Origin of the sequence: Burkholderia dolosa (genome assembly GCF_902499135.1) — a bacterium.
GTDB classification, from domain to species: domain Bacteria; phylum Pseudomonadota; class Gammaproteobacteria; order Burkholderiales; family Burkholderiaceae; genus Burkholderia; species Burkholderia dolosa.
In genome coordinates this window covers 1-23,342 of sequence record NZ_CABVPR010000054.1, presented here as the reverse complement: position 1 = coordinate 23,342, position 23,342 = coordinate 1, and the positions used below count along the sequence as shown (strand labels likewise).

Annotated in this window: 23 protein-coding genes and 1 tRNA gene; 21 read left to right on the top strand and 3 right to left on the bottom strand. The window is 66.2% G+C overall.

What is annotated here, in order from left to right; all coding sequences use genetic code 11:
* The first annotated feature begins 25 nt into the window (after window positions 1-25).
* The 18 genes from fabD to nagZ all read left to right on the top strand — a co-directional run bounded on the left by fabD (window position 26) and on the right by nagZ (window position 16,615).
* Window positions 26-958 carry an ACP S-malonyltransferase gene (gene fabD / locus BUB20358_RS21275; protein WP_035972769.1) on the top strand — a complete coding sequence of 311 codons (933 nt, stop codon included), beginning with the start codon at window positions 26-28 and terminating at the stop codon, window positions 956-958.
* A gap of 35 nt (window positions 959-993) precedes the next feature.
* A complete protein-coding gene (fabG, locus tag BUB20358_RS21270) occupies window positions 994-1,743 on the top strand; it encodes a 3-oxoacyl-ACP reductase FabG (RefSeq protein ID WP_035972766.1) in 750 nt (249 codons plus the stop codon).
* 144 nt (window positions 1,744-1,887) lie between these two features.
* Entirely contained in the window at window positions 1,888-2,127 is a 240-nt protein-coding gene (gene acpP / locus BUB20358_RS21265; RefSeq protein ID WP_004197638.1) for an acyl carrier protein, read from the top strand.
* A 162-nt stretch (window positions 2,128-2,289) separates the two neighbouring features.
* Window positions 2,290-3,522, top strand: a complete 1,233-nt coding sequence (gene fabF / locus BUB20358_RS21260; RefSeq protein ID WP_035972764.1) for a beta-ketoacyl-ACP synthase II — start codon at window positions 2,290-2,292, stop codon at window positions 3,520-3,522.
* Window positions 3,523-3,534: 12 nt separating this feature from the next.
* A complete protein-coding gene (locus BUB20358_RS21255) occupies window positions 3,535-3,999 on the top strand; it encodes a hypothetical protein (RefSeq protein WP_006764795.1) in 465 nt (154 codons plus the stop codon).
* Window positions 4,000-4,090: 91 nt separating this feature from the next.
* Window positions 4,091-4,690, top strand: coding sequence for an RNA polymerase sigma factor RpoE (rpoE, locus tag BUB20358_RS21250; RefSeq protein ID WP_006764794.1), 600 nt, complete (start codon window positions 4,091-4,093; stop codon window positions 4,688-4,690).
* A gap of 88 nt (window positions 4,691-4,778) precedes the next feature.
* Window positions 4,779-5,393: a sigma-E factor negative regulatory protein gene (locus BUB20358_RS21245; RefSeq protein ID WP_035972763.1), complete on the top strand. Its 615-nt coding sequence runs from the start codon at window positions 4,779-4,781 to the stop codon at window positions 5,391-5,393.
* A gap of 5 nt (window positions 5,394-5,398) precedes the next feature.
* Window positions 5,399-6,451 carry a MucB/RseB C-terminal domain-containing protein gene (locus BUB20358_RS21240; protein ID WP_006764792.1) on the top strand — a complete coding sequence of 351 codons (1,053 nt, stop codon included), beginning with the start codon at window positions 5,399-5,401 and terminating at the stop codon, window positions 6,449-6,451.
* Window positions 6,452-6,467: 16 nt separating this feature from the next.
* Window positions 6,468-7,946 carry a DegQ family serine endoprotease gene (locus BUB20358_RS21235; protein ID WP_006764791.1) on the top strand — a complete coding sequence of 493 codons (1,479 nt, stop codon included), beginning with the start codon at window positions 6,468-6,470 and terminating at the stop codon, window positions 7,944-7,946.
* A 2-nt stretch (window positions 7,947-7,948) separates the two neighbouring features.
* Window positions 7,949-8,185, top strand: a complete 237-nt coding sequence (locus BUB20358_RS21230; RefSeq protein WP_006764790.1) for a glutaredoxin family protein — start codon at window positions 7,949-7,951, stop codon at window positions 8,183-8,185.
* Window positions 8,186-8,407: 222 nt separating this feature from the next.
* Window positions 8,408-10,201 carry a translation elongation factor 4 gene (lepA, locus tag BUB20358_RS21225; RefSeq protein ID WP_035972761.1) on the top strand — a complete coding sequence of 598 codons (1,794 nt, stop codon included), beginning with the start codon at window positions 8,408-8,410 and terminating at the stop codon, window positions 10,199-10,201.
* A gap of 16 nt (window positions 10,202-10,217) precedes the next feature.
* The gene (gene lepB / locus BUB20358_RS21220; RefSeq protein ID WP_035972760.1) at window positions 10,218-11,111 is read left to right on the top strand and encodes a signal peptidase I; all 894 of its coding nucleotides are present in this window, start codon (window positions 10,218-10,220) and stop codon (window positions 11,109-11,111) included.
* A 154-nt stretch (window positions 11,112-11,265) separates the two neighbouring features.
* A complete protein-coding gene (gene rnc, locus BUB20358_RS21215; protein ID WP_035972759.1) occupies window positions 11,266-12,543 on the top strand; it encodes a ribonuclease III in 1,278 nt (425 codons plus the stop codon).
* 60 nt (window positions 12,544-12,603) lie between these two features.
* Window positions 12,604-13,503, top strand: a complete 900-nt coding sequence (gene era, locus BUB20358_RS21210; RefSeq protein ID WP_006764786.1) for a GTPase Era — start codon at window positions 12,604-12,606, stop codon at window positions 13,501-13,503.
* Window positions 13,490-14,326 carry a DNA repair protein RecO gene (gene recO, locus BUB20358_RS21205; RefSeq protein ID WP_006764785.1) on the top strand — a complete coding sequence of 279 codons (837 nt, stop codon included), beginning with the start codon at window positions 13,490-13,492 and terminating at the stop codon, window positions 14,324-14,326. Before era ends, recO begins: the two co-directional genes overlap by 14 nt.
* A complete protein-coding gene (gene pdxJ, locus BUB20358_RS21200) occupies window positions 14,323-15,099 on the top strand; it encodes a pyridoxine 5'-phosphate synthase (RefSeq protein ID WP_006764784.1) in 777 nt (258 codons plus the stop codon). The genes recO and pdxJ overlap by 4 nt, the downstream gene beginning before the upstream one ends.
* Before the next feature lie 42 nt (window positions 15,100-15,141).
* Window positions 15,142-15,570 (top strand): holo-ACP synthase, encoded by a 429-nt coding sequence (gene acpS, locus BUB20358_RS21195; RefSeq protein WP_006764783.1) that lies wholly within the window; start codon window positions 15,142-15,144, stop codon window positions 15,568-15,570.
* Window positions 15,571-15,586: 16 nt separating this feature from the next.
* A complete protein-coding gene (gene nagZ, locus BUB20358_RS21190) occupies window positions 15,587-16,615 on the top strand; it encodes a beta-N-acetylhexosaminidase (protein WP_006764782.1) in 1,029 nt (342 codons plus the stop codon).
* 207 nt (window positions 16,616-16,822) lie between these two features.
* Here nagZ and BUB20358_RS21185 read toward each other — a convergent pair whose 3' ends face one another.
* The 3 genes from BUB20358_RS21185 to earP form a co-directional block, all read right to left on the bottom strand.
* Entirely contained in the window at window positions 16,823-18,208 is a 1,386-nt protein-coding gene (locus tag BUB20358_RS21185) for a sigma-54-dependent transcriptional regulator (protein WP_006764781.1), read from the bottom strand.
* Window positions 18,209-18,475: 267 nt separating this feature from the next.
* The gene (gene efp / locus BUB20358_RS21180) at window positions 18,476-19,033 is read right to left on the bottom strand and encodes an elongation factor P (protein WP_006764780.1); all 558 of its coding nucleotides are present in this window, start codon (window positions 19,031-19,033) and stop codon (window positions 18,476-18,478) included.
* A gap of 130 nt (window positions 19,034-19,163) precedes the next feature.
* Window positions 19,164-20,348, bottom strand: a complete 1,185-nt coding sequence (gene earP / locus BUB20358_RS21175) for an elongation factor P maturation arginine rhamnosyltransferase EarP (RefSeq protein ID WP_035972757.1) — start codon at window positions 20,346-20,348, stop codon at window positions 19,164-19,166.
* A gap of 76 nt (window positions 20,349-20,424) precedes the next feature.
* On the opposite strand from earP, the gene uvrC reads away from it, so the two are divergent.
* From uvrC to BUB20358_RS21160, 3 genes are all read left to right on the top strand, one after another.
* Complete coding sequence (gene uvrC / locus BUB20358_RS21170) at window positions 20,425-22,434, top strand: excinuclease ABC subunit UvrC (protein ID WP_006764778.1); 2,010 nt, start codon at window positions 20,425-20,427, stop codon at window positions 22,432-22,434.
* Window positions 22,435-22,530: 96 nt separating this feature from the next.
* Complete coding sequence (gene pgsA / locus BUB20358_RS21165) at window positions 22,531-23,118, top strand: CDP-diacylglycerol--glycerol-3-phosphate 3-phosphatidyltransferase (RefSeq protein WP_035972755.1); 588 nt, start codon at window positions 22,531-22,533, stop codon at window positions 23,116-23,118.
* Window positions 23,119-23,267: 149 nt separating this feature from the next.
* Window positions 23,268-23,340, top strand: a tRNA-Gly gene (locus BUB20358_RS21160).
* The last annotated feature ends 2 nt before the right edge of the window (window positions 23,341-23,342 follow it).

Genomic DNA, 23,342 nt, shown 5'->3' with positions numbered 1-23,342 from the left:
CGAATCGATTCAATTTGGGGACGACATGAAGTTTGCATTCGTTTTTCCGGGGCAGGGCTCGCAGTCGGTCGGCATGCTCAACGCATTCGCCGATCTGGCCGTCGTGCGCGAGACGCTCCAGGAAGCGTCCGATGCGCTCGGTCAGGATCTCGGCAAGCTGATCGCCGAAGGTCCCGCCGAAGAGCTGAATCTCACGACCAATACGCAGCCCGTGATGCTGACCGCCGCGTACGCGTGCTACCGCGCCTGGCAGCAGGCCGGCGGCCAGGCGCCGTCGATCGTCGCCGGGCACAGCCTCGGCGAATACACGGCGCTCGTCGCGGCCGGCGCGATCGCGTTCAAGGACGCGGTGCCGCTCGTGCGCTTTCGCGCGCAGGCGATGCAGACCGCCGTGCCGGTCGGCCAGGGCGGGATGGCCGCGATCCTCGGCCTCGACGACGACACGGTGCGCGCGGTGTGCGCCGAAGCCGCGGAGGCGGGCGTCGTCGAAGCGGTGAACTTCAACGCGCCGGCGCAGGTCGTGATTGCCGGCAACAAGGCGGCCGTCGAGAAGGCCTGCGAGATCGCGAAGGCGAAGGGCGCGAAGCGCGCGCTGCCGCTGCCGGTGTCGGCGCCGTTCCACTCGTCGCTGCTCAAGCCCGCGTCGGATCAGCTGCGCGACTATCTTGCAAACGTCGACGTGAAGGCGCCGCAGATTCCGGTCGTCAACAACATCGACGTGGCCGTGGTCGGCGATCCGGCCGCAATCAAGGATGCGCTGGTGCGTCAGGCCGCCGGCCCGGTGCGCTGGGTCGAGTGCGTGCAGCACATCGCGCGCACGGGCGTCACGCACGTGATCGAATGCGGTCCGGGCAAGGTGCTCGCTGGGCTGACCAAGCGTATCGACGGCAACCTGACGGGTGCGTCGGTGTTCGACCCGGCTTCGCTCGACGAAGCGCTCAAGCTGGCGACCGCGTGACGCGGCCCCTTTCTCAAGAGACAGACTTTCGATTCATGAACAAGACTCTCGATAAACAGGTTGCGATCGTGACCGGCGCATCGCGCGGCATCGGCCGCGCGATCGCACTCGAACTCGCGCGTCAGGGTGCGACGGTGATCGGCACCGCGACCAGCGAATCGGGCGCCGCCGCGATCACCGCGGCATTCGCGGAAGCGGGCGTCGCGGGGCGCGGCGCGGTGCTGAACGTCAACGACGCGGCTGCCGCCGAGGCGCTGATCGACGCGACCGTGAAGGAATTCGGCGCGCTGAACGTGCTCGTCAACAACGCCGGCATCACGCAGGATCAGCTCGCGATGCGGATGAAGGACGAGGATTGGGATGCGGTGATCGATACGAACCTGAAGTCGGTGTTCCGTTTGTCGCGCGCGGTGCTGCGCCCGATGATGAAGGCGCGCGGCGGCCGCATCATCAACATCACGTCGGTGGTCGGCTCGGCCGGCAACCCGGGCCAGGCGAACTACGCGGCCGCGAAGGCGGGCGTCGCCGGCATGACGCGCGCGCTCGCGCGCGAGATCGGCAGCCGCGGCATCACGGTGAACTGCGTGGCGCCCGGCTTCATCGACACCGACATGACGAAGACTCTGCCGGAAGAGCAGCAGGCCGCACTCAAGACCCAGATTCCGCTCGGCCGCCTCGGCAGCCCGGAGGACATCGCGCATGCCGTCGCGTTCCTCGCGTCGCCGCAGGCCGGTTACATCACCGGCACCACGCTGCACGTGAACGGCGGCATGTACATGTCGTAACGATTTTCGTTTACCATCCGCGCCGTATCCCGTTTTTCAGGCGGATCGGCGCTTGATCGACCATCAAGCCAACGCGCGTTTTCGCTTCAGCAAACCTGATAAAATGCGCGCACTTGTAAATCTGAACTTTCCCTCGGAGGGGTAATGGACAACATCGAACAACGTGTCAAGAAGATCGTCGCCGAACAGCTGGGCGTCGCCGAAGCCGAGATCAAGAACGAAGCTTCGTTCGTGAACGACCTGGGCGCCGACTCGCTCGACACGGTCGAACTGGTGATGGCGCTCGAAGACGAGTTCGGCATGGAAATCCCGGACGAAGAGGCAGAGAAGATCACGACGGTCCAGCAAGCGATCGACTACGCTCGCGCGAACGTCAAGGCGTAAGCGCGTCTCGCGCTCGTCTGCCACGTCGCCGCGATCTTCGCGTTTGACGCGCCATCCTGCCGGCATTCGCGCCGGACGGACTAACAGCCACAGGGCTCGCAGGGCTGGTTCCTGTGGCCACTGTGGCTTTTGTTTTTGTCATCCAATGGAAAAGAGGTTACCGTGAGCCGCCGTCGTGTTGTCGTTACAGGCCTGGGGCTGATTTCGCCTGTTGGCAATAATGTTGCCGACGGCTGGGCCAATCTCGTCGCCGGCAAGTCCGGTATCGCCACCGTCACCAAATTCGATCCGTCGAACCTGGCCGTGCACTTCGCCGGCGAGGTGAAGGGTTTCAACGCCGAGGAATACATCCCTGCGAAAGAAGCCCGCAACATGGATACGTTCATCCATTACGGGATCGCAGCCGGCATCCAGGCACTCCGGGACAGCGGCCTCGAAGTGACCGAAGCCAACGCGGAACGCATCGGCGTGCTGGTCGGTTCCGGCATCGGCGGCCTGCCGATGATCGAGGACACGCATCAGACCTACGTCGATCGCGGCCCGCGCCGGATCTCGCCGTTCTTCGTGCCGGGTTCGATCATCAACATGATCTCGGGGCACCTGAGCATCATGTTCGGCCTGAAGGGCCCGAACCTCGCGGCAGTGACGGCATGCACGACCGGCCTGCACAGCATCGGCCTCGCGGCACGCCTGATCCAGGCCGGCGACGCCGACATGATGGTGGCTGGGGGCGCCGAATCGACGGTGTCGCCGCTCGGCATCGGCGGCTTCGCGGCGGCGCGCGCGCTGTCGACGCGCAACGACGATCCGGCGACCGCATCGCGTCCGTGGGATAAAGACCGCGACGGCTTCGTGCTGGGCGAAGGCGCCGGCGTGATGGTGCTCGAAGAGTACGAGGCGGCGAAGGCGCGCGGCGCGAAGATCTACGCGGAAGTCGCGGGCTTCGGCATGACCGGCGATGCGTATCACATGACCGCGCCGAACATGGACGGTCCGCGCCGCTGCATGGTCGCGGCACTGCGCGACGCAGGCGTGAACCCGGACGAAGTCCAGTACCTGAACGCGCACGGCACGTCGACGCCGCTCGGCGACAAGAACGAGTCGGACGCCGTGAAGGCGGCATTCGGCGAGCACGCGTACAAGATGGTCGTGAACTCGACGAAGTCGATGACGGGTCACCTGCTCGGTGGCGCGGGCGGCCTCGAGTCGGTGTTCACGGTGCTCGCGCTGCACAACAACGTGTCGCCGCCGACCATCAACATCTTCAACCAGGACCCGGAGTGCGATCTCGACTACTGTGCGAACACCGCGCGGGACATGAAGATCGACGTGGCCGTGAAGAACAACTTCGGCTTCGGCGGGACCAACGGCACGCTGGTGTTCAAGCGCGTCTGACGCTGAAATCGCTTGACGAGTCCATTCGATGCACCGTCCGGGCGCCCGCAATGCTTCGCGTTGCGGGCGTCTGCGATGTCGTATGTCGTGCTGGCTGCGTTCGTCGCAGCTGCGGCCGCGGCCGCGTACCTGTTCGCGGCACCGCGTGCAGGGGCCGCCGCGGGCGCATGCGTGTCTGCGGCGACCGCCGCGCTGCTCGCCGTATGCGCGGGGCGGACGTGCGGCCGCCGGCTGCCGGCCGAACTGCGAATCGACGCATTCGGGGAAATCGCGGCGTTTGGCCGCACCGGCCGGCTGCTTGCGCGAGGTCGCGTGACCGGGCACGCACATTGGAGCAGCCTGCTGCTCGTGCTGTCGGTCGGTCAGGGTGCGCGGCGCGCGCGGCCGCTGCTGATTCCGGCCGACGCGCTCGATGCCGCGTCGTTCAGTGCGCTGTCGGTGCTCGCGAGAACCGCGCGCGCAACGAGGGCTGCATGATGGCGGTGCGGTTACGAGCCGTAACCAGCGGCCGACGCGGGAACGCTACAATAGCGCTCCGCGTTGCATCCCTAGTTAACGGATTTGTCAGGTGAGTGAAAAAGAAATCGATCAGGCTCTGGTCGAGCGCGTACAGAAGGGCGACAAGGCAGCGTTCGAACTCCTGGTCTCCAAATACCACCGCAAGATCATTCGGCTGATCTCGCGCCTCGTGCGCGATCCGGCAGAAGTCGAGGATGTCGCGCAGGACGCGTTCATCAAGGCATATCGTGCGCTGCCGCAATTCCGCGGCGAGTCGGCGTTCTACACGTGGTTGTACCGGATTGCCGTCAATACGGCGAAGAACTACCTTGCGACGCAAGGCCGGCGGGCGCCGACCTCGACCGAGGCCGATGCCGAGGAAGCGGAAACTTTCTCCGACGCAGACCAACTAAGGGATATCAACACGCCTGAGTCGATGTTGATGAGCAAGCAGATTGCCGAGACGGTCAACGCTGCAATGGCCGTCCTGCCCGAAGAGCTACGCCAGGCGATTACGCTGCGCGAGATCGAGGGTCTCAGCTACGAAGAAATCGCGGATATGATGGGCTGCCCGATCGGCACGGTCCGTTCGCGGATTTTCCGTGCGCGCGAGGCAATCGCTGCAAAGTTGCGTCCGCTGCTCGATACGCCCGAAGGCAAGCGCTGGTAAGCGCAACGGGCTACGCGACGCGGGCCGGGGTCTAGTTACGGATAGAGTCGTGAGATCACGACGGGGTGTGTGCAAGATGGGGAGCATCATGGGGTCGGTCAATACGCAGTCGCAAGCGTGCTCGCGCGGCGAGCGCCTTTCCGCCTTGGTCGACGGCGAAATGTTCGACGGCCCGGATCAACGGCAGTTTCTGGCTGAGCTCGATCGCGCGGATCGCGCTGCATGGGCCGATTACCATCTGATCGGCGATGCGCTGCGCTCTGACGAGCTCGCGTTGTCGCCGGTGCTCAGCACCGCGTTCACCGCACGCATGTCGGCCGCGCTCGAGAACGAGCCGCATCTGCTTGCACCGGCCGCCGCGCCGGTCGCGCGCAAGCTGCTGTCGCTGCGTCGCCGTGTCGTGCCCGCGTTTGCGGTGGCGGCTGCGGCCGCCACGCTCACCTGGATCGTCGTTCCGCAACTGCAGACGGCCGGTGCTCCGGGCGCCGTGCAGGTCGCGTCGGTCGGCGCGCCGCAGGGTAACCTGCAGCGCGTGACGGTTGCGCAGGCATCGGCACAGCCGGCGCTGCAGGACGTCAACATCATTCGCGACGCGAGTCTCGATCAATACCTTGAAGCGCACCAGCAATTCGCGCAGCAACCCGTCGTCACGGGTTCGATGCCGCTGATTCGCGCTGCCGTGACCACCACGCCAGGCCAATAAACCCGATGCGGACATTGCAGTTGAATCACGCCATCTCCGGATGGAAGCGGCTGCCGGCTCTCCTGCTTTGCGCAGCCGCCCTGTTGTCCGTTCAATCCCTTCCTGCCAGCGCCCAGCAACCGGATGACCCCGTCGCGACCCGCAAGGGTGCCGCCGAGTGGCTCGACCGCGTCCAGCAAGCGGCGCAGCAGCAGAGCTACGAAGGCACGTTCGTCTATCAGCGGGGCGGCTATGTGCAGTCGTCGCGCATCGCGCACATCGCGTCCCGCGACGGCGAGTTCGAGCGCATCGAAACGCTCGACGGCAAGCCGCGCAAGCTGCTGCGGCACAACGATGAGCTGTACACGTTCGTTCCCGAGCGCAAGCTGTGCGTGGTCGAGCGTCGCCAGACGCGCGATTCGTTTCCGGCGCTGCTCGGCGCGAGCGGCGAACACGTGATGTCGGTCTACGACGCGAAGCTGCTCGGCAAGGACCGCGTCGCCGGGATCGACGCGCAGGTCGTCGAACTCGTCCCGAAGGATGCGTACCGGTTCACGTACAAGCTGTGGGCGGATGCGCGCACGGGGCTGCTGCTGCGCTCGCAGACGCTCGACGCGAGCGACCACGTGCTCGAGCAGATCGCGTTCTCGCAATTGCAGATGGGCGGCAACGGCGGTGACAAGGCCGCGATCGCGGCCGGCATGCGCAATCTGGGCGGCTGGACCGTCGTGCGGCCGCCGGTGGCGACGGTCGACATGGAAGCGCAAGGCTGGCAAATCGCGCCGACCGTCGCCGGCTTCCAGAAGATCCGCGAGGTGCGCCGGCCGATGGCAGCGCGCGACGCCGGCGATCCGCCGATTCCGGTCGATCAGGCAGTCTTCACCGACGGCCTTGCGACGATCTCCGTATTCATCGAGCCGGCCGAAAAGAACACGCGCAAGGAAGGCGCGGGCAGCACGGGCGCAACGCACGTCCTCGTGAAGCGCCGTGGCGACTACTGGATCACCGTGCTCGGCGAAGTGCCGCCGGCCACGTTGCAGCAGTTCGCGTCTGCCATAGAATACAAGGCTTCCAAGTAACGCTACGGCTCCCGACATGATGAAATTCACGCTGCGCAAATGGCTCGCAGCGGCGGCGCTGTCTGCCTGCCTGCCGCTGATGCCGCACATCGCGGCGGCGGCCACGGCTTCCGCTGCCAGCCTTCCCGATTTCGCCGATCTGGTCGAGAAGGTCGGCCCGGCCGTCGTGAACATCCGGACCACGGCCAATGTGCCGACCGCTGCGCGCGGCGGGCTGCCGCCGGGGTTCGACAACGGCGACATGTCGGAATTCTTCCGCCGCTTCTTCGGCATCCCGCTGCCGCCGGGGCCGGGCAACGGCAACCCGAAAAACGCGCCGGCGCCCGACAATCCGCCCGACACCGAGCAGAATCGCGGCGTCGGCTCGGGCTTCATCGTGTCGGCCGATGGCTACGTGATGACCAACGCGCACGTCGTCGACGATGCGGACACCATCTACGTGACGCTGACCGACAAGCGCGAATTCAAGGCGAAGCTGATCGGCGTCGACGATCGTACGGACGTCGCGGTCGTCAAGATCCAGGCGTCGAACCTGCCGGTCGTCGCGATCGGCGACTCGAACAAGGTGCGCGTCGGCGAGTGGGTCGTCGCGATCGGTTCGCCGTTCGGCCTCGACAACACCGTGACGGCCGGCATCGTGAGCTCCAAGAGCCGCAATACGGGCGACTACCTGCCGTTCATTCAGACCGACGTCGCGGTGAATCCCGGCAACTCGGGCGGCCCGCTGATCAACATGCAGGGCGAGGTGATCGGCATCAATTCGCAGATCTACAGCCGTACCGGCGGCTTCATGGGCATTTCGTTCGCGATTCCGATCGACGAGGCGATGCGCGTGGCGGAGCAGCTGAAGGCGACGGGCAAGGTCACGCGCGGCCGGATCGCCGTGGCGATCGGCGAAGTGACGAAGGACGTCGCCGAATCGATCGGGCTGCCGAAGGCGGAAGGCGCGCTCGTCAGCAGCGTCGAGCCGGGCGGCCCGGCCGACAAGGCGGGCATCCAGCCGGGCGACATTATCCTGAAGTTCAACGGCCGTTCGGTCGATGCGGCGTCCGATCTGCCGCGCATGGTCGGCGACACGAAGCCGGGCACGAAGGCCACCGTCACCGTGTGGCGCAAGGGCCAGGCGCGCGACCTGCCGATCACGATCGCCGAGACGCCGGCCGACACGACGGCGAAGGCCGGTCAGCGCAAGAACGTGCCGCAGAAGCCGCGCCAGAACAACTCGCTCGGCTTGACGGTCAGCGATATTCCGGCTGATCAGATGAAGTCGCTGAAGCTGAAGAACGGCGTGCAGATCGACGGCGTGGAAGGTCCGGCTGCTCGTGCGGGGCTGCAGCGCGGCGACATCGTGCTGCGCGTCGGCGATACCGACATCACGAGCGCGAAGCAATTCGCGGAAGTGACCGCGCAGCTCGACCCGCAGAAGGCGGTCGCGGTGCTCGTGCGGCGCGGCGACAACACGCAGTTCGTGCCCGTGCGGCCGCGCCAGAAGTAACGATGTTCACGCTCTACGGCCGCAGCTGGTGCCATCTGTGCGACGACATGCGCGACGCACTGGCACCGGTGGCGGCCGAGTTCGGCGTCGCGGTCGACTATGTCGACATCGATGCCGACGACACGCTCGTCGCCCGCTACGACGAGCACGTGCCGGTGCTGCTGCTGAACGGCACGGAAGTGTGCCGTCACAGGTTCGACGAAACGAAGGTGCGCGACGCGCTGGCCGCGCGCGGCTGAGCCGCGCTGGAGCGCTGGCCGGAGGGCGGCGAAACGCGTTGTCTGGTCTCGCGTGGCTGGCCGGCGGGCCGCGCAGCGAGCCCGCGAACGGCCTTGCCTGGACCGCTACCCGAAATACCGCCCGGCAAAGGCCTTTTCGGCTAAAATAAGCCGTTTTTTCACCGACTTACAAGGCGTGCTCCGCAGTCGTCGAGCGCGCCTTTTTCGCTTGATCGGCACTGAATGGATCATATTCGCAATTTCTCGATCATCGCGCACATCGACCATGGCAAGTCGACGCTCGCGGATCGCATCATCCAGGTCTGCGGCGGTCTCGCCGACCGTGAAATGGAAGCGCAGGTGCTCGACTCGATGGATATCGAACGCGAGCGCGGCATCACGATCAAGGCGCAGACGGCGGCGTTGTCCTACCGCGCGCGCGACGGCAAGGTCTACAACCTGAACCTGATCGATACGCCGGGGCACGTCGACTTCTCGTACGAGGTCAGCCGTTCGCTGTCCGCGTGCGAAGGCGCGCTGCTCGTCGTCGACGCGAGCCAGGGCGTCGAAGCGCAGACGGTCGCGAACTGCTACACGGCGATCGAGCTCGGCGTGGAGGTCGTGCCGGTGCTGAACAAGATCGACCTGCCGGCCGCGAATCCCGAGAACGCGATCGCGGAGATCGAGGACGTGATCGGCATCGATGCGACCGACGCGACGCGCTGCAGCGCGAAGACCGGCGTCGGTGTCGAGGACGTGCTCGAAGCGCTGATCGCGAAGGTGCCGCCGCCGAAGGGCGACCCGGCCGCGCCGCTGCAGGCGCTGATCATCGATTCGTGGTTCGACAACTATGTCGGCGTCGTGATGCTGGTGCGCATTGTCAACGGCACGCTGCGCCCGAAGGACAAGATCAAGCTGATGGCGACCGGCGCGCAGTATCCGGTCGAGCACATCGGTGTGTTCACGCCGAAGTCGCGCAATCTGGAGTCGCTGTCGGCCGGACAGGTCGGCTTCATCATCGCCGGCATCAAGGAACTGACCGCGGCGAAAGTCGGCGATACCGTCACGCACGCGACCAAGCCTGCCGCCGAACCGCTGCCGGGCTTCAAGGAAGTGAAGCCGCAGGTGTTCGCCGGGCTGTATCCGGTCGAGGCGAACCAGTACGATGCGCTGCGCGAATCGCTCGAGAAGCTGAAGCTCAACGACGCGTCGCTGCAGTACGAGCCCGAAGTGTCGCAGGCGCTCGGCTTCGGTTTCCGCTGTGGCTTCCTCGGCCTGCTGCACATGGAAATCGTGCAGGAGCGGCTCGAGCGCGAGTTCGACATGGACCTGATCACGACCGCGCCGACGGTCGTCTACGAGGTCGTGCAGAGCGACGGCTCGACGGTGATGGTCGAGAACCCGGCGAAGATGCCCGAGCCCGCGCGCATCGCCGAGATCCGCGAGCCGATCGTCACCGTGAACCTGTACATGCCGCAGGACTACGTCGGTTCCGTGATCACGCTGTGCGAGCAGAAGCGCGGCACGCAGATCAACATGCAGTATCACGGCCGGCAAGTGCAGCTCACGTACGAGATCCCGATGGCCGAAATCGTGCTCGACTTCTTCGATCGACTGAAGTCGGTGTCGCGCGGCTACGCGTCGATGGACTACGAGTTCAAGGAATACCGTTCGTCGGACGTCGTGAAGGTCGACATGCTGATCAACGGCGACAAGGTCGACGCGCTGTCGATCATCGTGCACCGTTCGCAGTCGCAGTACCGCGGCCGCGAGGTCGCTGCGAAGATGCGCGAAATCATCCCGCGTCAGATGTACGACGTCGCGATCCAGGCCGCGATCGGCGCGCACATCGTTGCGCGCGAGAACATCAAGGCGCTGCGCAAGAACGTGCTCGCGAAGTGCTACGGCGGCGACATCACGCGAAAGAAAAAACTGCTCGAGAAGCAGAAAGAAGGCAAGAAACGAATGAAGCAGGTGGGTTCGGTCGAGATCCCGCAGGAGGCGTTCCTCGCGATCTTGCGCGTCGAAGACAAATAACAGGACTGATCCTTTTATGAATTTTGCGCTGATTCTTTTTGTGCTCGTCATCGTGACGGGCGTGGCGTGGGTGCTCGACAAACTGGTGTTCCTGCCGCGGCGACGCAAGGTGGCCGATGCGGCGATCGAGGAATTCGATCGTCAGCAGTCGCGCATCGACAAGCGGTTCGCGGACGAAAACGCTGCGCAGACGCGCTCGAAGCTGCGCGACGAGAAGCTGCGCCAGCCGTGGTGGCTCGAATACACGGCCAGCTTCTTCCCGGTGATTCTCGCGGTGTTCGTCGTGCGTTCGTTCGTCGTCGAGCCGTTCAAGATTCCGTCGGGCTCGATGGTGCCGACGCTGCAGGTTGGCGACTTCATCCTCGTGAACAAGTTCGAGTACGGGCTGCGCATGCCGATCACGAACACGAAGATCACGCAGGGCAGTCCGCTGGAACGCGGCGACGTGGTCGTGTTCCGCTATCCGAAGGACGAGTCGGTCGACTACATCAAGCGCGTGATCGGTCTGCCGGGCGACACGGTCGCGTACCAGGACAAGCAGCTGACGATCAACGGCCAGCCGGTGCCCGAGACGCCGCTGCCCGATTACTTCGACGACGAACGCCAGAACTATGCGAAGCAGTTCGAGGAGACGATCGGCAACAAGAAGAACGCGATCCTGAACAACCCGGCCGTGCCGCCGTTCGTGATGGGCGCATACGACTATCCGTATCGCGACAACTGCACGTACAACAGCCGCGGCGTGATCTGCAAGGTGCCGCCCGGCCACTACTTCATGATGGGCGACAACCGCGACAACAGCGCGGACAGCCGCTACTGGGGCTTCGTGCCGGACAAGAACATCGTCGGCCGCGCGTTCTTCATCTGGATGAACTTCAGCGATCTGAAGCGCATCGGTTCCTTCAACTGATCGTCTTCGACGCACGCGCAATACGCGACGCACGGGCCGCGTCGCGTATTGCCGAATTACTTTAAGAACCGGCGGTAACACCGCTTCGTCACGTCTTTTCGCGTCCGGCCGCGCCGTTTCGGCCCAAGCGGCGCCCCGCGTTATACTGCTGCACATGCCCCTATCCCAGCTGGAAAGCCGGCTGCGCTACGAATTTCGCAATGCGGAATTGTTGCGCCAGGCTTTGACCCATCGCAGTCACAGCGCCACGCACAACGAGCGGCTCGAGTTTCTCGGCGATTCCGTTCTGAATTGCGCGGTGGCGGCCCTTTTGTTTCAGCGCTTCGGCAAGCTGGACGAAGGCGATCTGTCGCGCGTGCGCGCCAATCTCGTCAAGCAGCAGTCGCTATATGAAATCGCTCAGGCCCTGAATATTGCGGACGGGCTGCGGCTGGGCGAGGGCGAATTGCGCAGCGGCGGCTTCCGCCGCCCCTCGATCCTCGCGGACGCATTCGAAGCCATCATCGGGGCCGTGTTTCTCGATGGCGGCTTCGAAGCCGCCCAAGGGGTGATCAAGCGCCTCTATATCCCGATTCTCGATCACATCGATCCGCGCACGCTCGGCAAGGACGCGAAAACGCTGCTGCAGGAGTATCTGCAAGGGCACAAGATCGCGCTGCCCACGTATACGGTCGTCGCGACGCTCGGCGCCGCGCACAACCAGCAGTTCGAGGTCGAATGCACGGTGCCGAAGCTCGACGTCAAGGTGTCGGGTTCCGGTGCCAGCCGCCGTGCGGCCGAGCAGGCTGCCGCGAAGAAGGCGCTCGACGAGGTGATGGCGGCCGCGCCGATGCTGGCTGCGAAGCCGAAACGCTCGAAGGGCGCGCGCGCGTCGAAGCATGCGGAGCCGGAGATCGTGCCGGGCGTCAAGGGCGTGCAGGAAGCGCTCGATCTGCGCTCGCCGGAGCGGAGAGAACGTGCGGCCGTGCGCGACGCGAAGGCAGCCGCTGCCGCGGCCGGTGCGGGCGCGGCTGGCGCCGACGAGCCGGCCGGTCGGGCCGCGCCGTCGCCGGTGCCGGCGATCCGCGCCGCGCATGTCGAATCGGCGGCGGACAAGGGCGAGCGGGCGGCGGCGAAGCCCGCAACCGACAAGCCTGCGGAAAAAGCGTCGGACCGCGGCGAAGCGGGTTCGCGTGTGACGGACAAGCCCGGCGACCGTACCGAAAAGGGGACGGAAAAGGCGGGCGACGGCGTGCCGCGGGCAGCCGACAAGCCGGCCGCAATCACCGGCGAAGCGCCGCCCCCGACGGCCGACAAGCCGGTCGCCGGTCCGGACGCCGTTTCGCGCACCGCACCGCGCGCACGCGACGCCGCCGCGCCGGCTGCCGATACGCCGCCGGGCGGCGCGAGCCTCGCTACCGCACAGGCGCGCGTAGCCGATGCCGACCACTGAAATGCCCATCGATCGTGCCGCGCGCCGCGCGGCCGGTTCCGAACCTGTCTCCCGAACGATATGAACACTCCCGCTCCCACCGGTTTCCGTTGCGGCATGATCGCGATCGTGGGCCGCCCGAACGTCGGCAAGTCGACGTTGATGAACGCGCTCGTCGGCCAGAAGATCAGCATCACGTCGCGCAAGGCGCAGACGACCCGCCACCGGATCACCGGCATCAACACGATCGACGACGCGCAATTCGTGTTCGTCGACACGCCCGGTTTCCAGACCCGCCACAGCACCGCGCTGAACCGCTCGCTGAACCGTGCGGTCACGTCGACGCTCACGTCGGTCGACGTGATCCTGTTCGTGATCGAGGCCGGCCGCTTCGGCCCCGACGATCAGAAGGTGCTCGACCTGATTCCGCCCGGCATGCCGACGCTGCTGATCACGAACAAGATCGACCGCGTGTCCGACAAGACGACGCTGTACCCGTTCATGCAGCAGATGAGCGCGCTGCGCGAATTCGCCGAGCTGGTGCCGCTGTCGGCCAAGCAGCCGGACGACATCAAGCGCTTGCTCGATACGATCAAGCCGTACTTGCCGGAAGGCGAGCCGATCTACGGCGAGGACGAGCTGACCGATCGCAGCTCGCGCTTTCTCGCGGCCGAAATCCTGCGCGAAAAGGTGTTCCGCTGGACCGGCGACGAGCTGCCGTACACGAGCACCGTATTGATCGACAAGTTCGAGGAAGAGGGCCGCCTGAAGCGCATCTTCGCGACGATCCTCGTCGAGCGCGATTCGCACAAGGCAATGGTGATCGGCAAGAAGGGCGAGAAGCTCAAGCAGATCAGCACCGAAGCGCGGATGGACATGGAGAAGCTGTTCGACGGCCCGGTATATCTCGAGACCTTCGTGAAGGTGAAGAGCGGCTGGGCCGACAACGAGGCGGGGCTGCGCGCCTATGGGTACGAATGACGCGCTGACGTCGACAGAAGACGCGGTGACGGCCGGCGCGAACGACGCGTCGCTGCCGGCTCCGCCCGAGCCGCCGCGCAAGGCGCGGCGTGCGAGTTCGCGCACGTCCGACTTCCGCGTCGCCGAGCAGCCGGCGTTTGTGCTGCACAGCTATCCGTACCGCGAAACGAGCCTGATCATCGACGTGCTGACGCGCGATCACGGGCGGCTCGCGCTCGTCGCGAAAGGCGCGAAGCGTCCGCATTCCGCGTTGCGCGGCGTGCTGCAGACGTTTCAGCCGCTGCTGCTGTCGTGGTCGGGCAAATCCGAAGTGCGCACGCTGACGGGCGCCGAATGGGTCGGCGGCATGCTGCCGCTCGGCGGCGATGCGCTGCTGTGCGGCTTCTACGCGAACGAATTGCTCGTCAAATTCTGCGCGCGTGAAGATTCGCAGCCGCCGCTTTTCAATCATTACGTGCTGACGCTGACGCGCCTCGCACACGGCGAGCCCGCAGTCCAGGTGCTGCGCTCGTTCGAGCGCGTGCTGCTGCGCGAGACCGGCTATGCGATGGCGCTGAACCGTACCGTCGCACGCCGGGCCGTCGAACCCGACCGCCGGTACGTGTTCGATCCGGAGCGCGGCGTGCGCAACGCGGACGACGACGTGCCGTCGCATTGGCCGGTGGTCAGCGGGCAGACGTTGCTCGACATGGAGCAGGACGATTACCATCGAGCCCAGACGGTTGCCCAAAGCAAGACGCTGATGCGCTTCCTGCTGAACACCTATCTCGGCGGCGCAACGCTTGCCACGCGCCAGATCCTGATCGACCTGCAAAACCTATGAGCTTCTTTCTGACGACGCCCACGGCCATCGACCTCGGCGTGAACATCGACCATGTCGCGACGCTGCGCAACGCGCGCGGCACCGCGTATCCCGATCCGATCCGCGCCGCGCTCGCCGCCGAAGAGGCCGGCGCGGACGCGATCACGCTGCACTTGCGCGAGGATCGCCGTCACATCGTCGACGCGGACGTGCGCAAGCTGCGTCCGCTGCTGAAGACGCGCATGAACCTCGAGTGCGCGGTGACGGCCGAGATGCTCGACATCGCGTGCGACGTGCGTCCGCACGATGCGTGCCTCGTGCCGGAAAAGCGCGAGGAGTTGACGACCGAAGGCGGCCTCGACGTCGCCGGCCGCTTCGATGCGGTGCGCGCCGCATGCAAGCAGCTTGCGGACGCCGGCGTGCGCGTATCGCTGTTCATCGACCCGGACGACACGCAGATTCGCGCCGCGCACGAGGCCGGCGCGCCGGTGATCGAACTGCATACGGGCCGCTACGCCGATGCGCACGACGAAGCCGAGCAGCAGCGCGAATACGAGCGCATCGTCGCGGGCGTGCAGACCGGCGCGCAGCTTGGGCTGAAGGTCAACGCCGGCCACGGGCTGCATTACACGAACGTGCAGCAGATCGCCGCGATCGACGGCATCGTCGAGCTGAACATCGGTCACGCGATCGTCGCGCATGCGATTTTCGCGGGCTGGGACAACGCGGTGCGCGAGATGAAGGCGATCATGGTCGCCGCACGCGTGGCCGCGCTGCACGGCGGTGCACGTTGATGGCGGCGCGTCGCTGCGCAAGCTCGCAGGAGCGCTGCTGACATGGCGATCTACGGTATCGGCACCGATGTCGTGCAGGTGAGCCGGGTCGCGGCCGTGCTCGAGCGCACGGGCGGGCGGTTCGCCGAGAAGGTGCTCGGGCCCGACGAACTGCGCGTGTTCCACGCGCGACGCGCGCGTTCGGACGCGCGCGGCATCGCGTTTCTCGCGACGCGTTTTTCCGCGAAGGAAGCGTTCTCGAAGGCGATCGGGCTCGGCATGCATTGGCCGATGACATGGCGCGCGCTGCAGACGCTGAACCGGCCGAGCGGCGAGCCGTACGTGGTGGCGTCCGGCGAGCTGGCCGACTGGCTCGCCGCGCGCGGCATCACGGCGCGCGTGACGGTGAGCGACGAACGCGACTATGCGGTGTCGTTCGTGATCGCCGAGACGGACGCGGCGCCCGCACCGGTTTCCCGACCCACTCCCTGACGGACTTCCCGATTCGATGAAAACGACTCCCGGCCCGGTCATGCTCGACGTCGTCGGCACGGCCCTGTCGCGCGACGATGCGCGGCGTCTTGCGCATCCGAATACCGGCGGCGTGATCCTGTTCGCGCGGCACTTCGAAAACCGCGCGCAACTGACCGCACTGACCGATTCGATCCGCGCGGTGCGCGACGACATCCTGATTGCGGTCGACCACGAAGGCGGCCGCGTGCAGCGGTTCCGCACCGACGGTTTCACGGTGCTGCCGGCGATGCGTCGCCTCGGCGAGCTGTGGGACCGCGACGTGCTGCTCGCGACGAAAGTCGCGACCGCGGTCGGCTACATCCTCGCAGGCGAGCTGCGCGCATGCGGGATCGACATGAGCTTCACGCCCGTGCTCGACCTCGACTACGGGCACTCGAAGGTGATCGGCGATCGCGCGTTCCATCGCGATCCGCGTGTCGTCACGCTGCTCGCGAAGAGCCTGAATCACGGGCTCGCGCTTGCCGGAATGGCGAACTGCGGCAAGCATTTTCCGGGGCACGGCTTCGCGGAGGCCGACTCGCACGTCGCGCTGCCGACCGACGACCGGCCGCTCGACACGATTCTGGCCGACGACGTCGCGCCGTACGACTGGCTCGGCCTGTCGCTGTCGGCCGTGATTCCCGCACACGTGATCTACACGCAGGTCGACAAGCGGCCGGCCGGCTTCTCGCGCGTGTGGCTGCAGGACATCCTGCGCGGTCGGCTCGGCTTCACGGGCGCGATCTTCAGCGACGACCTGTCGATGGAGGCAGCGCGCGAAGGCGGCACGCTGACGCAGGCGGCCGATGCCGCGCTCGCGGCCGGATGCGACATGGTGCTCGTCTGCAATCAGCCGGATGCGGCCGAGGTCGTGCTGAACGAACTGCGCACGCAGCCGTCTGCCACGTCGGTGCGGCGCATCAAGCGGATGCGCGCGCGCGGCAAGGCGCTCAAGTGGGACAAGCTGGTTGCGCAGCCCGAGTACCAGCATGCGCAGGCGCTGTTGAAGCGCGCGTTGGCGTAACGCGAAGGGTGCCGCGCAGGTGGCCGCTGTTGCGCAAACGAAGCGCCGCGCTTTCATGCGCGGCTTTTTTCATGTGCGGCGTTGGGCAGGGCGGCAAGCGTAGCGGGTAGAGCCGGGATGAACGCTCCGTGGTTTGGCGCGCGGCCGCCGTGCCGTCGTAAACGCGCGCCACCGCAACGCGCGTCCGTCGGATCGAACGTCGCGCGTTCAATTCACCTTCATTCTCTGCAGCTTGTTGTACAGCGTCTTCGGGCTGATGCCGAGCAGCGTCGCCGCACGATGGCGCGTGCCGCCGACCGCGTCGAGCGTCGCCCGGATCAGCAGGTCCTCGACGTCGGACAGCGGCGTGCCGACCTTGATCTGCACGCTGCTGCCGTTCAGCGCGGCACCGGCCGAGAAGCTCGCCTCGCCCGCGCGCAGCGTTTCGATGAAATCGCCCGACGCATCGTACGCGAATCGCACGCGCTCCTGCAGCTCGCGCACGTTGCCCGGCCATTCGTACGACAGGCATTCGCGCACGAAGCCCGGCGCCGCGCGCTTGTCGGTGCGGCTGCGGCCGGTTGCGCGCGCGTCGCGGTTCAGTGCGTCGATCAGCGCGTCCGCGATCGCGAGCGCATCGCCGTCGCGCTCGCGCAGCGGCGGCATCGTGATCGATGCCGCGTCGAGGCGCAGCCACAGATCCTCGCGCAGCGTGCCGTTCGCGACCGCTTCGCGCGCCGGACGGCGCGTGCTCGCGATCAGCCGGAAGTCGCTCGCGATAGTGCTCGTCCCGCCGATCCGCATGAAATTCTGCGAATCGAGCGCGTGCAGCAGCGCTTCCTGCAGCACCAGCGGAAGTGCGGTGATCTCGTCGAGAAACAGCGTGCCGCCGCCCGCCTGTTCGAACAGCCCCGCTTCGCGCCGCTCGGCGCCGTCGAACGCGCCGCGTTCGTGCCCGAACAGCACGCTGTCGAGCGACGCGCCGTGCCGACCGCCCTGCGCGATCATCCGGCAGTCGAACGACACGAACGGGCCCTTGCGGCGACGGCTCAGGTCGTGCAGCGTGCGCGCGGCCAACTTCTTGCCGGTACCGGCTTCCCCGGCGAACAGCACGGCCGTTTCGGTGCGTGCGTTGTGCTCGATCATGTCGTACACGTGCTGCATCGCCTCGCTGCGGCCGACGAGCGCGCCGAAGTGACCGAGATGACGCAGCGACGCACGCAGCGACTGCACTTCCTCGATCAGCTCGTACGGCCGCGGAATGCGCGCGAGCAGGCTGCGCAGCCGCGGAATGTTGATCGGCTTCAGCAGGTAGTCCCAGATGCCGTGGCGCAGGCCCTCGATCGCGCTTTCGACCGTCGCGTTGCCGGTCAGCACGATCACGGGCAGCGACCCGTTCGGTTGCTGCTGCGGCAGATGCTGGAGCAGGTCGAATCCGCTGCCGTCCGGCAGGTTCAGGTCGACGAGGACGACGTCCGGAATCGATCGGCCGAGCGCCGTGCGCGCTTCGGCGAGCGACGTGGCCGTGTCGACCGAGAAGCCGTCTGCGGCGAGCAGCGCGGTGAGGCCGGACAGACTGTTGGGATCGTCTTCGACAATCAGGGCGTGTGGCATGGTGGACGCGAGTCGGGTCAAGAGAAGCGGGCCGCGGACAGTGGCGCCGCGGCCGCATGTCAGATTAAAAACCGATTTTATGCCCCGCCGAACGCCAGACGTGCATTATTTTCCTGGCGCTATAAAACAGTTACCGATGATACAAATTGAATACCTTTCTCGCTGGATTTTGTGTTGCTTATGGCACCCACGCGCGATTGCCGGCGCCGGCGGGCAAACAAAAAGCGCCCCGAAGGGCGCTTTGTGCGGTGCGGCAATCGCGGCAGCTTACGCGCGGCTGCGGTACTCGTGCGTACGCGTGTCGATTTCGATCTTGTCGCCGGTGTTGCAGAAGAGCGGCACCTGCAGCTCGAAGCCCGTCGCGAGCTTCGCGTTCTTCAGCACCTTGCCCGACGACGTGTCGCCCTTGACGGCCGGTTCCGTGTACGTGATTTCGCGAACGAGGATCGTCGGCAGTTCGACCGAGATCGCCTTCTCGTTGTAGAACACGACTTCGCATGCCATCCCGTCTTCGAGGTAGTTCAGCGCGTCGCCCATCATTTCGGCTTCGACTTCGTACTGGTTGTAGTCGGCGTCCATGAACACGTACATCGGGTCGGCGAAGTACGAGTACGTCACTTCCTTGCGGTCGAGCACGACGACGTCGAACTTGTCGTCGGCCTTGTAGACCGATTCCTGGCCGGCGTTCGTCAGCAGGTTCTTCATCTTCAGCTTGACGACGGCGGCGTTACGGCCCGACTTGTTGTATTCCGTCTTCGAGACGACCCAGGCGTCGCTGCCGATCTGCACGACGTTGCCTACGCGGAGTTCCTGTGCGGTTTTCATAAAAAAACTGTCCTGATCAAATCAAATAAAGAGGTGCCTGAGCGTTGCACAAACGGCTGACGACGCAAGCGGGGTGGTTCCGGTGGGCGCCAAAAGCGAGCGCTTGCGTGGTCAGCCGTCGGATAACCGCTTATTTTAACTGAGATTTTGCATATTCGGCCAGCTTTGCGGCAAGATCGCCGACCGCCGCGAGCGTGTCGGCCCAGCGCTCGGCATTCCGTTGCAGCGCCGTGCGGTGCTGCCAGAAATCGGTCCAGTCGGGCGTGCCGGCGCCGTTCCACGCGTGCCAGAAGCGCTCGAGCGCCGCGCGCGGCGCGTCGGCGAGACCGGCCGACAGATGCGCGAGCGCGGCATCGAGCTTCGGCAGGTGCGCGTCGTCCGCCTGTGGGTAGATGTGCCAGACGAACGGCTTGCGCGCCCATTGCGCGCGGACGAACGAATCTTCGCCGCGCACGAAATTGACGTCGGCTGCCCACAGCAGCGCGTCATAGTCGGCCTGCGGGACGAACGCGAGCCCGTGCGCGACCAGATTGCCGCTCGCCGCGTGTGCGCCCGCGCCGAACGACTCGACCCCGAAAAAGCGTGCGACGGCCGGCGATACGCGGCCCGTCGGCACGAGCGCGACGACCGGAGCCGCGCCGTCGCGCCACTGTTCGAGCAGCGCGCTCACGGCCGGATTCTCGTAAGCGAACAGGCTGACGACCGTCGTGCCGGGCGCCGGCGGCGCGCCGCCGGTCGCATGCCGCCACCACGCGTCGCGCGCGGCCGCATCGGTTTCGAATGCGGTGCGCCGCGCGTCGAGGTCGCGCTCCTTCAGCACGCCGCCGGTGCCGGCCGACAGGCCCGGGAAGAAGAACGTCTTCAGCAGCGGATAGCGCGGATGCGGCGACGGACGCAGATGGAAGTCCGCGACCCAGTCCTCGGCGCTCAGGTATTCGAGATTGATCCACACCGGGCGCCGCGCGCGTCGTGCCATCGCCGCGAGATACGCGCCGGGCAACTCGCACGCGAACGCTTCGATCACGACGTCGGCGATGTCCAGCGCGTCGCCCGCCTGCGCATGCCAGTGCTCGATCGCGATTCCGTCGACGGTCTGTCGTCCCGTATCGGGATCGACCTGCGGCGCGAGTCGTGCGAACGTGCGCAAGTCGTCGACGAACACGCGCACCTGCCAGCCGTGCTCGTGCGCGAGCTGACGTGCGAGACGCCAGCACACGCCGATGTCGCCGAAGTTGTCGATCACCGTGCAGAACAGATCGCAGGCGATCGGCTCGCCGGGCGCGAGCGATGAACGGGAGGACGCGGTATGTGGCATCGAAGCGGGCCGGTGAATGCTCTAAACTGGCGATTCTAATAGACCCGTCCCGCGCCCGACGGCGCCCGGATCACGCATGACGTCCTCAGAAGCCTCCGACATCCCGTTCGAACCGAAGAAGATCCTCGCGCAGCTGCCGCACATGCCGGGCGTCTACCGCTATTACGACGCGGCCGGCACCGTGCTCTACGTCGGCAAGGCGCGCGACCTGAAAAAGCGCGTATCGAGCTATTTCACGAAGACGCAGCTGTCGCCGCGCATCGCGATGATGGTCACGCGCATCGCGCGGATCGAGACGACCGTCACGCGGTCGGAGGCCGAGGCGCTGCTGCTCGAGAACAATTTGATCAAGGCGCTCGCGCCGCGCTACAACATCCTGTTCCGCGACGACAAGTCGTACCCGTACCTGAAGCTCACCGCGCACCGTTTTCCGCGGATGGCGTACTACCGCGGCTCCGTCGACAGGCAGAACCAGTATTTCGGCCCGTTTCCGAGCGCATGGGCCGTGCGCGAGAGCATCCAGATCCTGCAGCGCGTGTTCCAGCTGCGCACCTGCGAAGACTCCGTGTTCAACAACCGGACGCGGCCGTGCCTGCTGCATCAGATCGGACGCTGCACGGCGCCGTGCGTCGGCGCGATTTCCGAGGAAGACTACGCGGTCGACGTGTCGAACGCCGCGCGCTTTCTGCTTGGCCGGCAGTCGGAAGTGATGAAGGAGCTCGAGCAGAAGATGCACGCGTTCGCGGCCGAGCTGAAGTTCGAGCAGGCGGCCGCCGTGCGCAACCAGATGAGCTCGCTCGCGACGGTGCTGCACCAGCAGGCGATCGAAGTGGGCAGCGACAGCGACGTCGACATCCTGGCGGTCGTCGCGCAGGGCGGGCGCGTGTGCGTGAACCTCGCGATGGTGCGCGGCGGCCGGCATCTCGGCGACAAGGCGTATTTCCCGACGCACGTCGAAAGCGCGCTGACGCTCGCCGAAGGGGGGCTCGGCGACGAGCCCGAGCCGACGGACGAGAGCGGCGACCGGCCGGCCGACGAAGGCGCCGATGCGCGTGCCGCGTCGGCGTCCGTCGAGGCCGAAGTGCTCGACGCGTTCATCGCGCAGCACTACCTCGGCAATCGCGTGCCGCCGGTGCTGGTCGTGAGCCATGCGCCGGCGAGCCGCGACCTGCTCGAGCTGCTGTCCGAGCAGGTCGGCCACAAGGTATCGCTGATACGGCAGCCGCAGGGGCAGCGACGGGCGTGGCTGTCGATGGCCGAGCAGAACGCGCGGCTCGCGCTCGCGCGGCTGCTGTCCGAGCAGGGCTCGCAGCAGGCGCGCACGCGCGCGCTGGCCGAGACGCTCGGCCTCGAATGCGACGATCTCGCGACGCTGCGGATCGAGTGCTTCGACATCAGCCACACGATGGGCGAGGCGACGCAGGCGTCGTGCGTCGTGTACCACCATCACAAGATGCAGTCGGGCGAGTATCGCCGCTACAACATCGCCGGCATCACGCCGGGCGACGACTACGCGGCGATGCGCCAGGTGCTGACGCGCCGCTACGAGAAGATGGTCGAGCAGGCTGCGCAGTCTGCGGCCGCGGACGACGCGGCCGGCATCGACGGCGAATCGACGCGGCGCGCCGAGGCATCGAGCCTGCTGCCGAACATCGTGCTGATCGACGGCGGCAAGGGGCAGGTCGAGATCGCGCGCCAGGTGTTCACCGAGCTCGGGCTCGACACGTCGATGCTGGTCGGCGTCGCGAAAGGCGAGGGACGCAAGGTCGGCCTCGAGACGCTCGTATTCGCCGACGGCCGCGCGCCGCTCGAACTCGGCAAGGAGAGCGCCGCGCTGATGCTCGTCGCGCAGATTCGCGACGAAGCGCACCGTTTCGCGATCACCGGGATGCGCGCGAAGCGTGCGAAGGCGCGTCAGACGTCGCGGCTCGAGGAGCTCGAAGGCGTCGGCGCGAAGCGGCGGCAGCGGCTGCTCGCGCGGTTCGGCGGGCTGCGCGGCGTCGTCGCGGCGAGCGTCGAGGAGCTGGCGAGCGTCGAAGGGATTTCGCACGCGCTGGCCGAGCAGATCTACAAGCAGTTGCACTGACCGCTGCGGGGCCGGGCGCCTGATGCGTTCGTCTGCGTTCTTGTGGCAGGCCGGTCGACACGGCACAATTGCGAATCCTTTACTGTCCCGGATGCCATGCCGTTCAATTTCCCGATATTCCTGACGTGGGTGCGGATCGTGCTGATTCCGCTCGTCGTCGGCGTGTTCTATCTGCCGGACACGGTGATGGGCGGCGCGCACCGCAATCTGGCAGCGGCGCTGATCTTCATCCTCGCCGCGCTGACCGACTGGTTCGACGGGTTTCTCGCGCGCAAATGGAACCAGACGTCGTCGTTCGGTGCGTTCCTCGACCCGGTCGCGGACAAGCTGATGGTGACCGCCGCACTGCTGATCCTCGTGCAGATCGCCCGTGTCGATGCGGCGATCGCGCTCGTGATCGTCGGCCGCGAGATCGCAATCTCGGCACTGCGCGAGTGGATGGCGCAGATCGGTGCGTCGAAGAGCGTCGCCGTGAACCAGCTCGGCAAGTTCAAGACCGCATGCCAGATGGTCGCGATCCCGATGCTGCTGTACTACGGTCCGCTGCCGCTCGGTATCGCGACGATCGACACGCGAGTGTGGGGCGAGTGGCTGATGTATCTCGCCGCGGTGCTGACGATCTGGTCGATGCTGTACTACATGAAACTCGCGTGGCCGCAGATCCGCGAGCGCGGCGGCGCATGACGCCGTCGCGTTCGGCACGCGCGCTCGACGCGTCGGTTTTTTGGAAAAAGGGCGGGAAAAGGCCTTGACACACGAATGTGCCTTCTACATAATCTCGCTTCTCCGCTGCACTGCGAAGCAGATGTGAAGGAAGGGCAGTGATGCGGTATGCGGGAGTAGCTCAGTTGGTAGAGCGCAACCTTGCCAAGGTTGAGGTCGCGAGTTCGAGACTCGTCTCCCGCTCC

Bases quoted from the DNA above. Each gene is read 5' to 3' on its own strand.
- acpP (WP_004197638.1), top strand. From the start codon at position 1,888: ATGGACAACATCGAACAACGTGTCAAGAAGATCGTCGCCGAACAGCTG.
- fabG (WP_035972766.1), top strand. From the start codon at position 994: ATGAACAAGACTCTCGATAAACAGGTTGCGATCGTGACCGGCGCATCG.
- recO (WP_006764785.1), top strand. From the start codon at position 13,490: ATGGGTACGAATGACGCGCTGACGTCGACAGAAGACGCGGTGACGGCC.
- BUB20358_RS21185 (WP_006764781.1), bottom strand. From the start codon at position 18,208: ATGCCACACGCCCTGATTGTCGAAGACGATCCCAACAGTCTGTCCGGC.
- pdxJ (WP_006764784.1), top strand. From the start codon at position 14,323: ATGAGCTTCTTTCTGACGACGCCCACGGCCATCGACCTCGGCGTGAAC.
- earP (WP_035972757.1), bottom strand. From the start codon at position 20,348: ATGCCACATACCGCGTCCTCCCGTTCATCGCTCGCGCCCGGCGAGCCG.
- BUB20358_RS21230 (WP_006764790.1), top strand. From the start codon at position 7,949: ATGTTCACGCTCTACGGCCGCAGCTGGTGCCATCTGTGCGACGACATG.
- BUB20358_RS21245 (WP_035972763.1), top strand. From the start codon at position 4,779: ATGGGGTCGGTCAATACGCAGTCGCAAGCGTGCTCGCGCGGCGAGCGC.
- BUB20358_RS21235 (WP_006764791.1), top strand. From the start codon at position 6,468: ATGATGAAATTCACGCTGCGCAAATGGCTCGCAGCGGCGGCGCTGTCT.
- acpS (WP_006764783.1), top strand. From the start codon at position 15,142: ATGGCGATCTACGGTATCGGCACCGATGTCGTGCAGGTGAGCCGGGTC.
- nagZ (WP_006764782.1), top strand. From the start codon at position 15,587: ATGAAAACGACTCCCGGCCCGGTCATGCTCGACGTCGTCGGCACGGCC.
- lepA (WP_035972761.1), top strand. From the start codon at position 8,408: ATGGATCATATTCGCAATTTCTCGATCATCGCGCACATCGACCATGGC.
- fabD (WP_035972769.1), top strand. From the start codon at position 26: ATGAAGTTTGCATTCGTTTTTCCGGGGCAGGGCTCGCAGTCGGTCGGC.
- uvrC (WP_006764778.1), top strand. From the start codon at position 20,425: ATGACGTCCTCAGAAGCCTCCGACATCCCGTTCGAACCGAAGAAGATC.
- lepB (WP_035972760.1), top strand. From the start codon at position 10,218: ATGAATTTTGCGCTGATTCTTTTTGTGCTCGTCATCGTGACGGGCGTG.
- pgsA (WP_035972755.1), top strand. From the start codon at position 22,531: ATGCCGTTCAATTTCCCGATATTCCTGACGTGGGTGCGGATCGTGCTG.
- era (WP_006764786.1), top strand. From the start codon at position 12,604: ATGAACACTCCCGCTCCCACCGGTTTCCGTTGCGGCATGATCGCGATC.
- rnc (WP_035972759.1), top strand. From the start codon at position 11,266: ATGCCCCTATCCCAGCTGGAAAGCCGGCTGCGCTACGAATTTCGCAAT.
- efp (WP_006764780.1), bottom strand. From the start codon at position 19,033: ATGAAAACCGCACAGGAACTCCGCGTAGGCAACGTCGTGCAGATCGGC.
- BUB20358_RS21240 (WP_006764792.1), top strand. From the start codon at position 5,399: ATGCGGACATTGCAGTTGAATCACGCCATCTCCGGATGGAAGCGGCTG.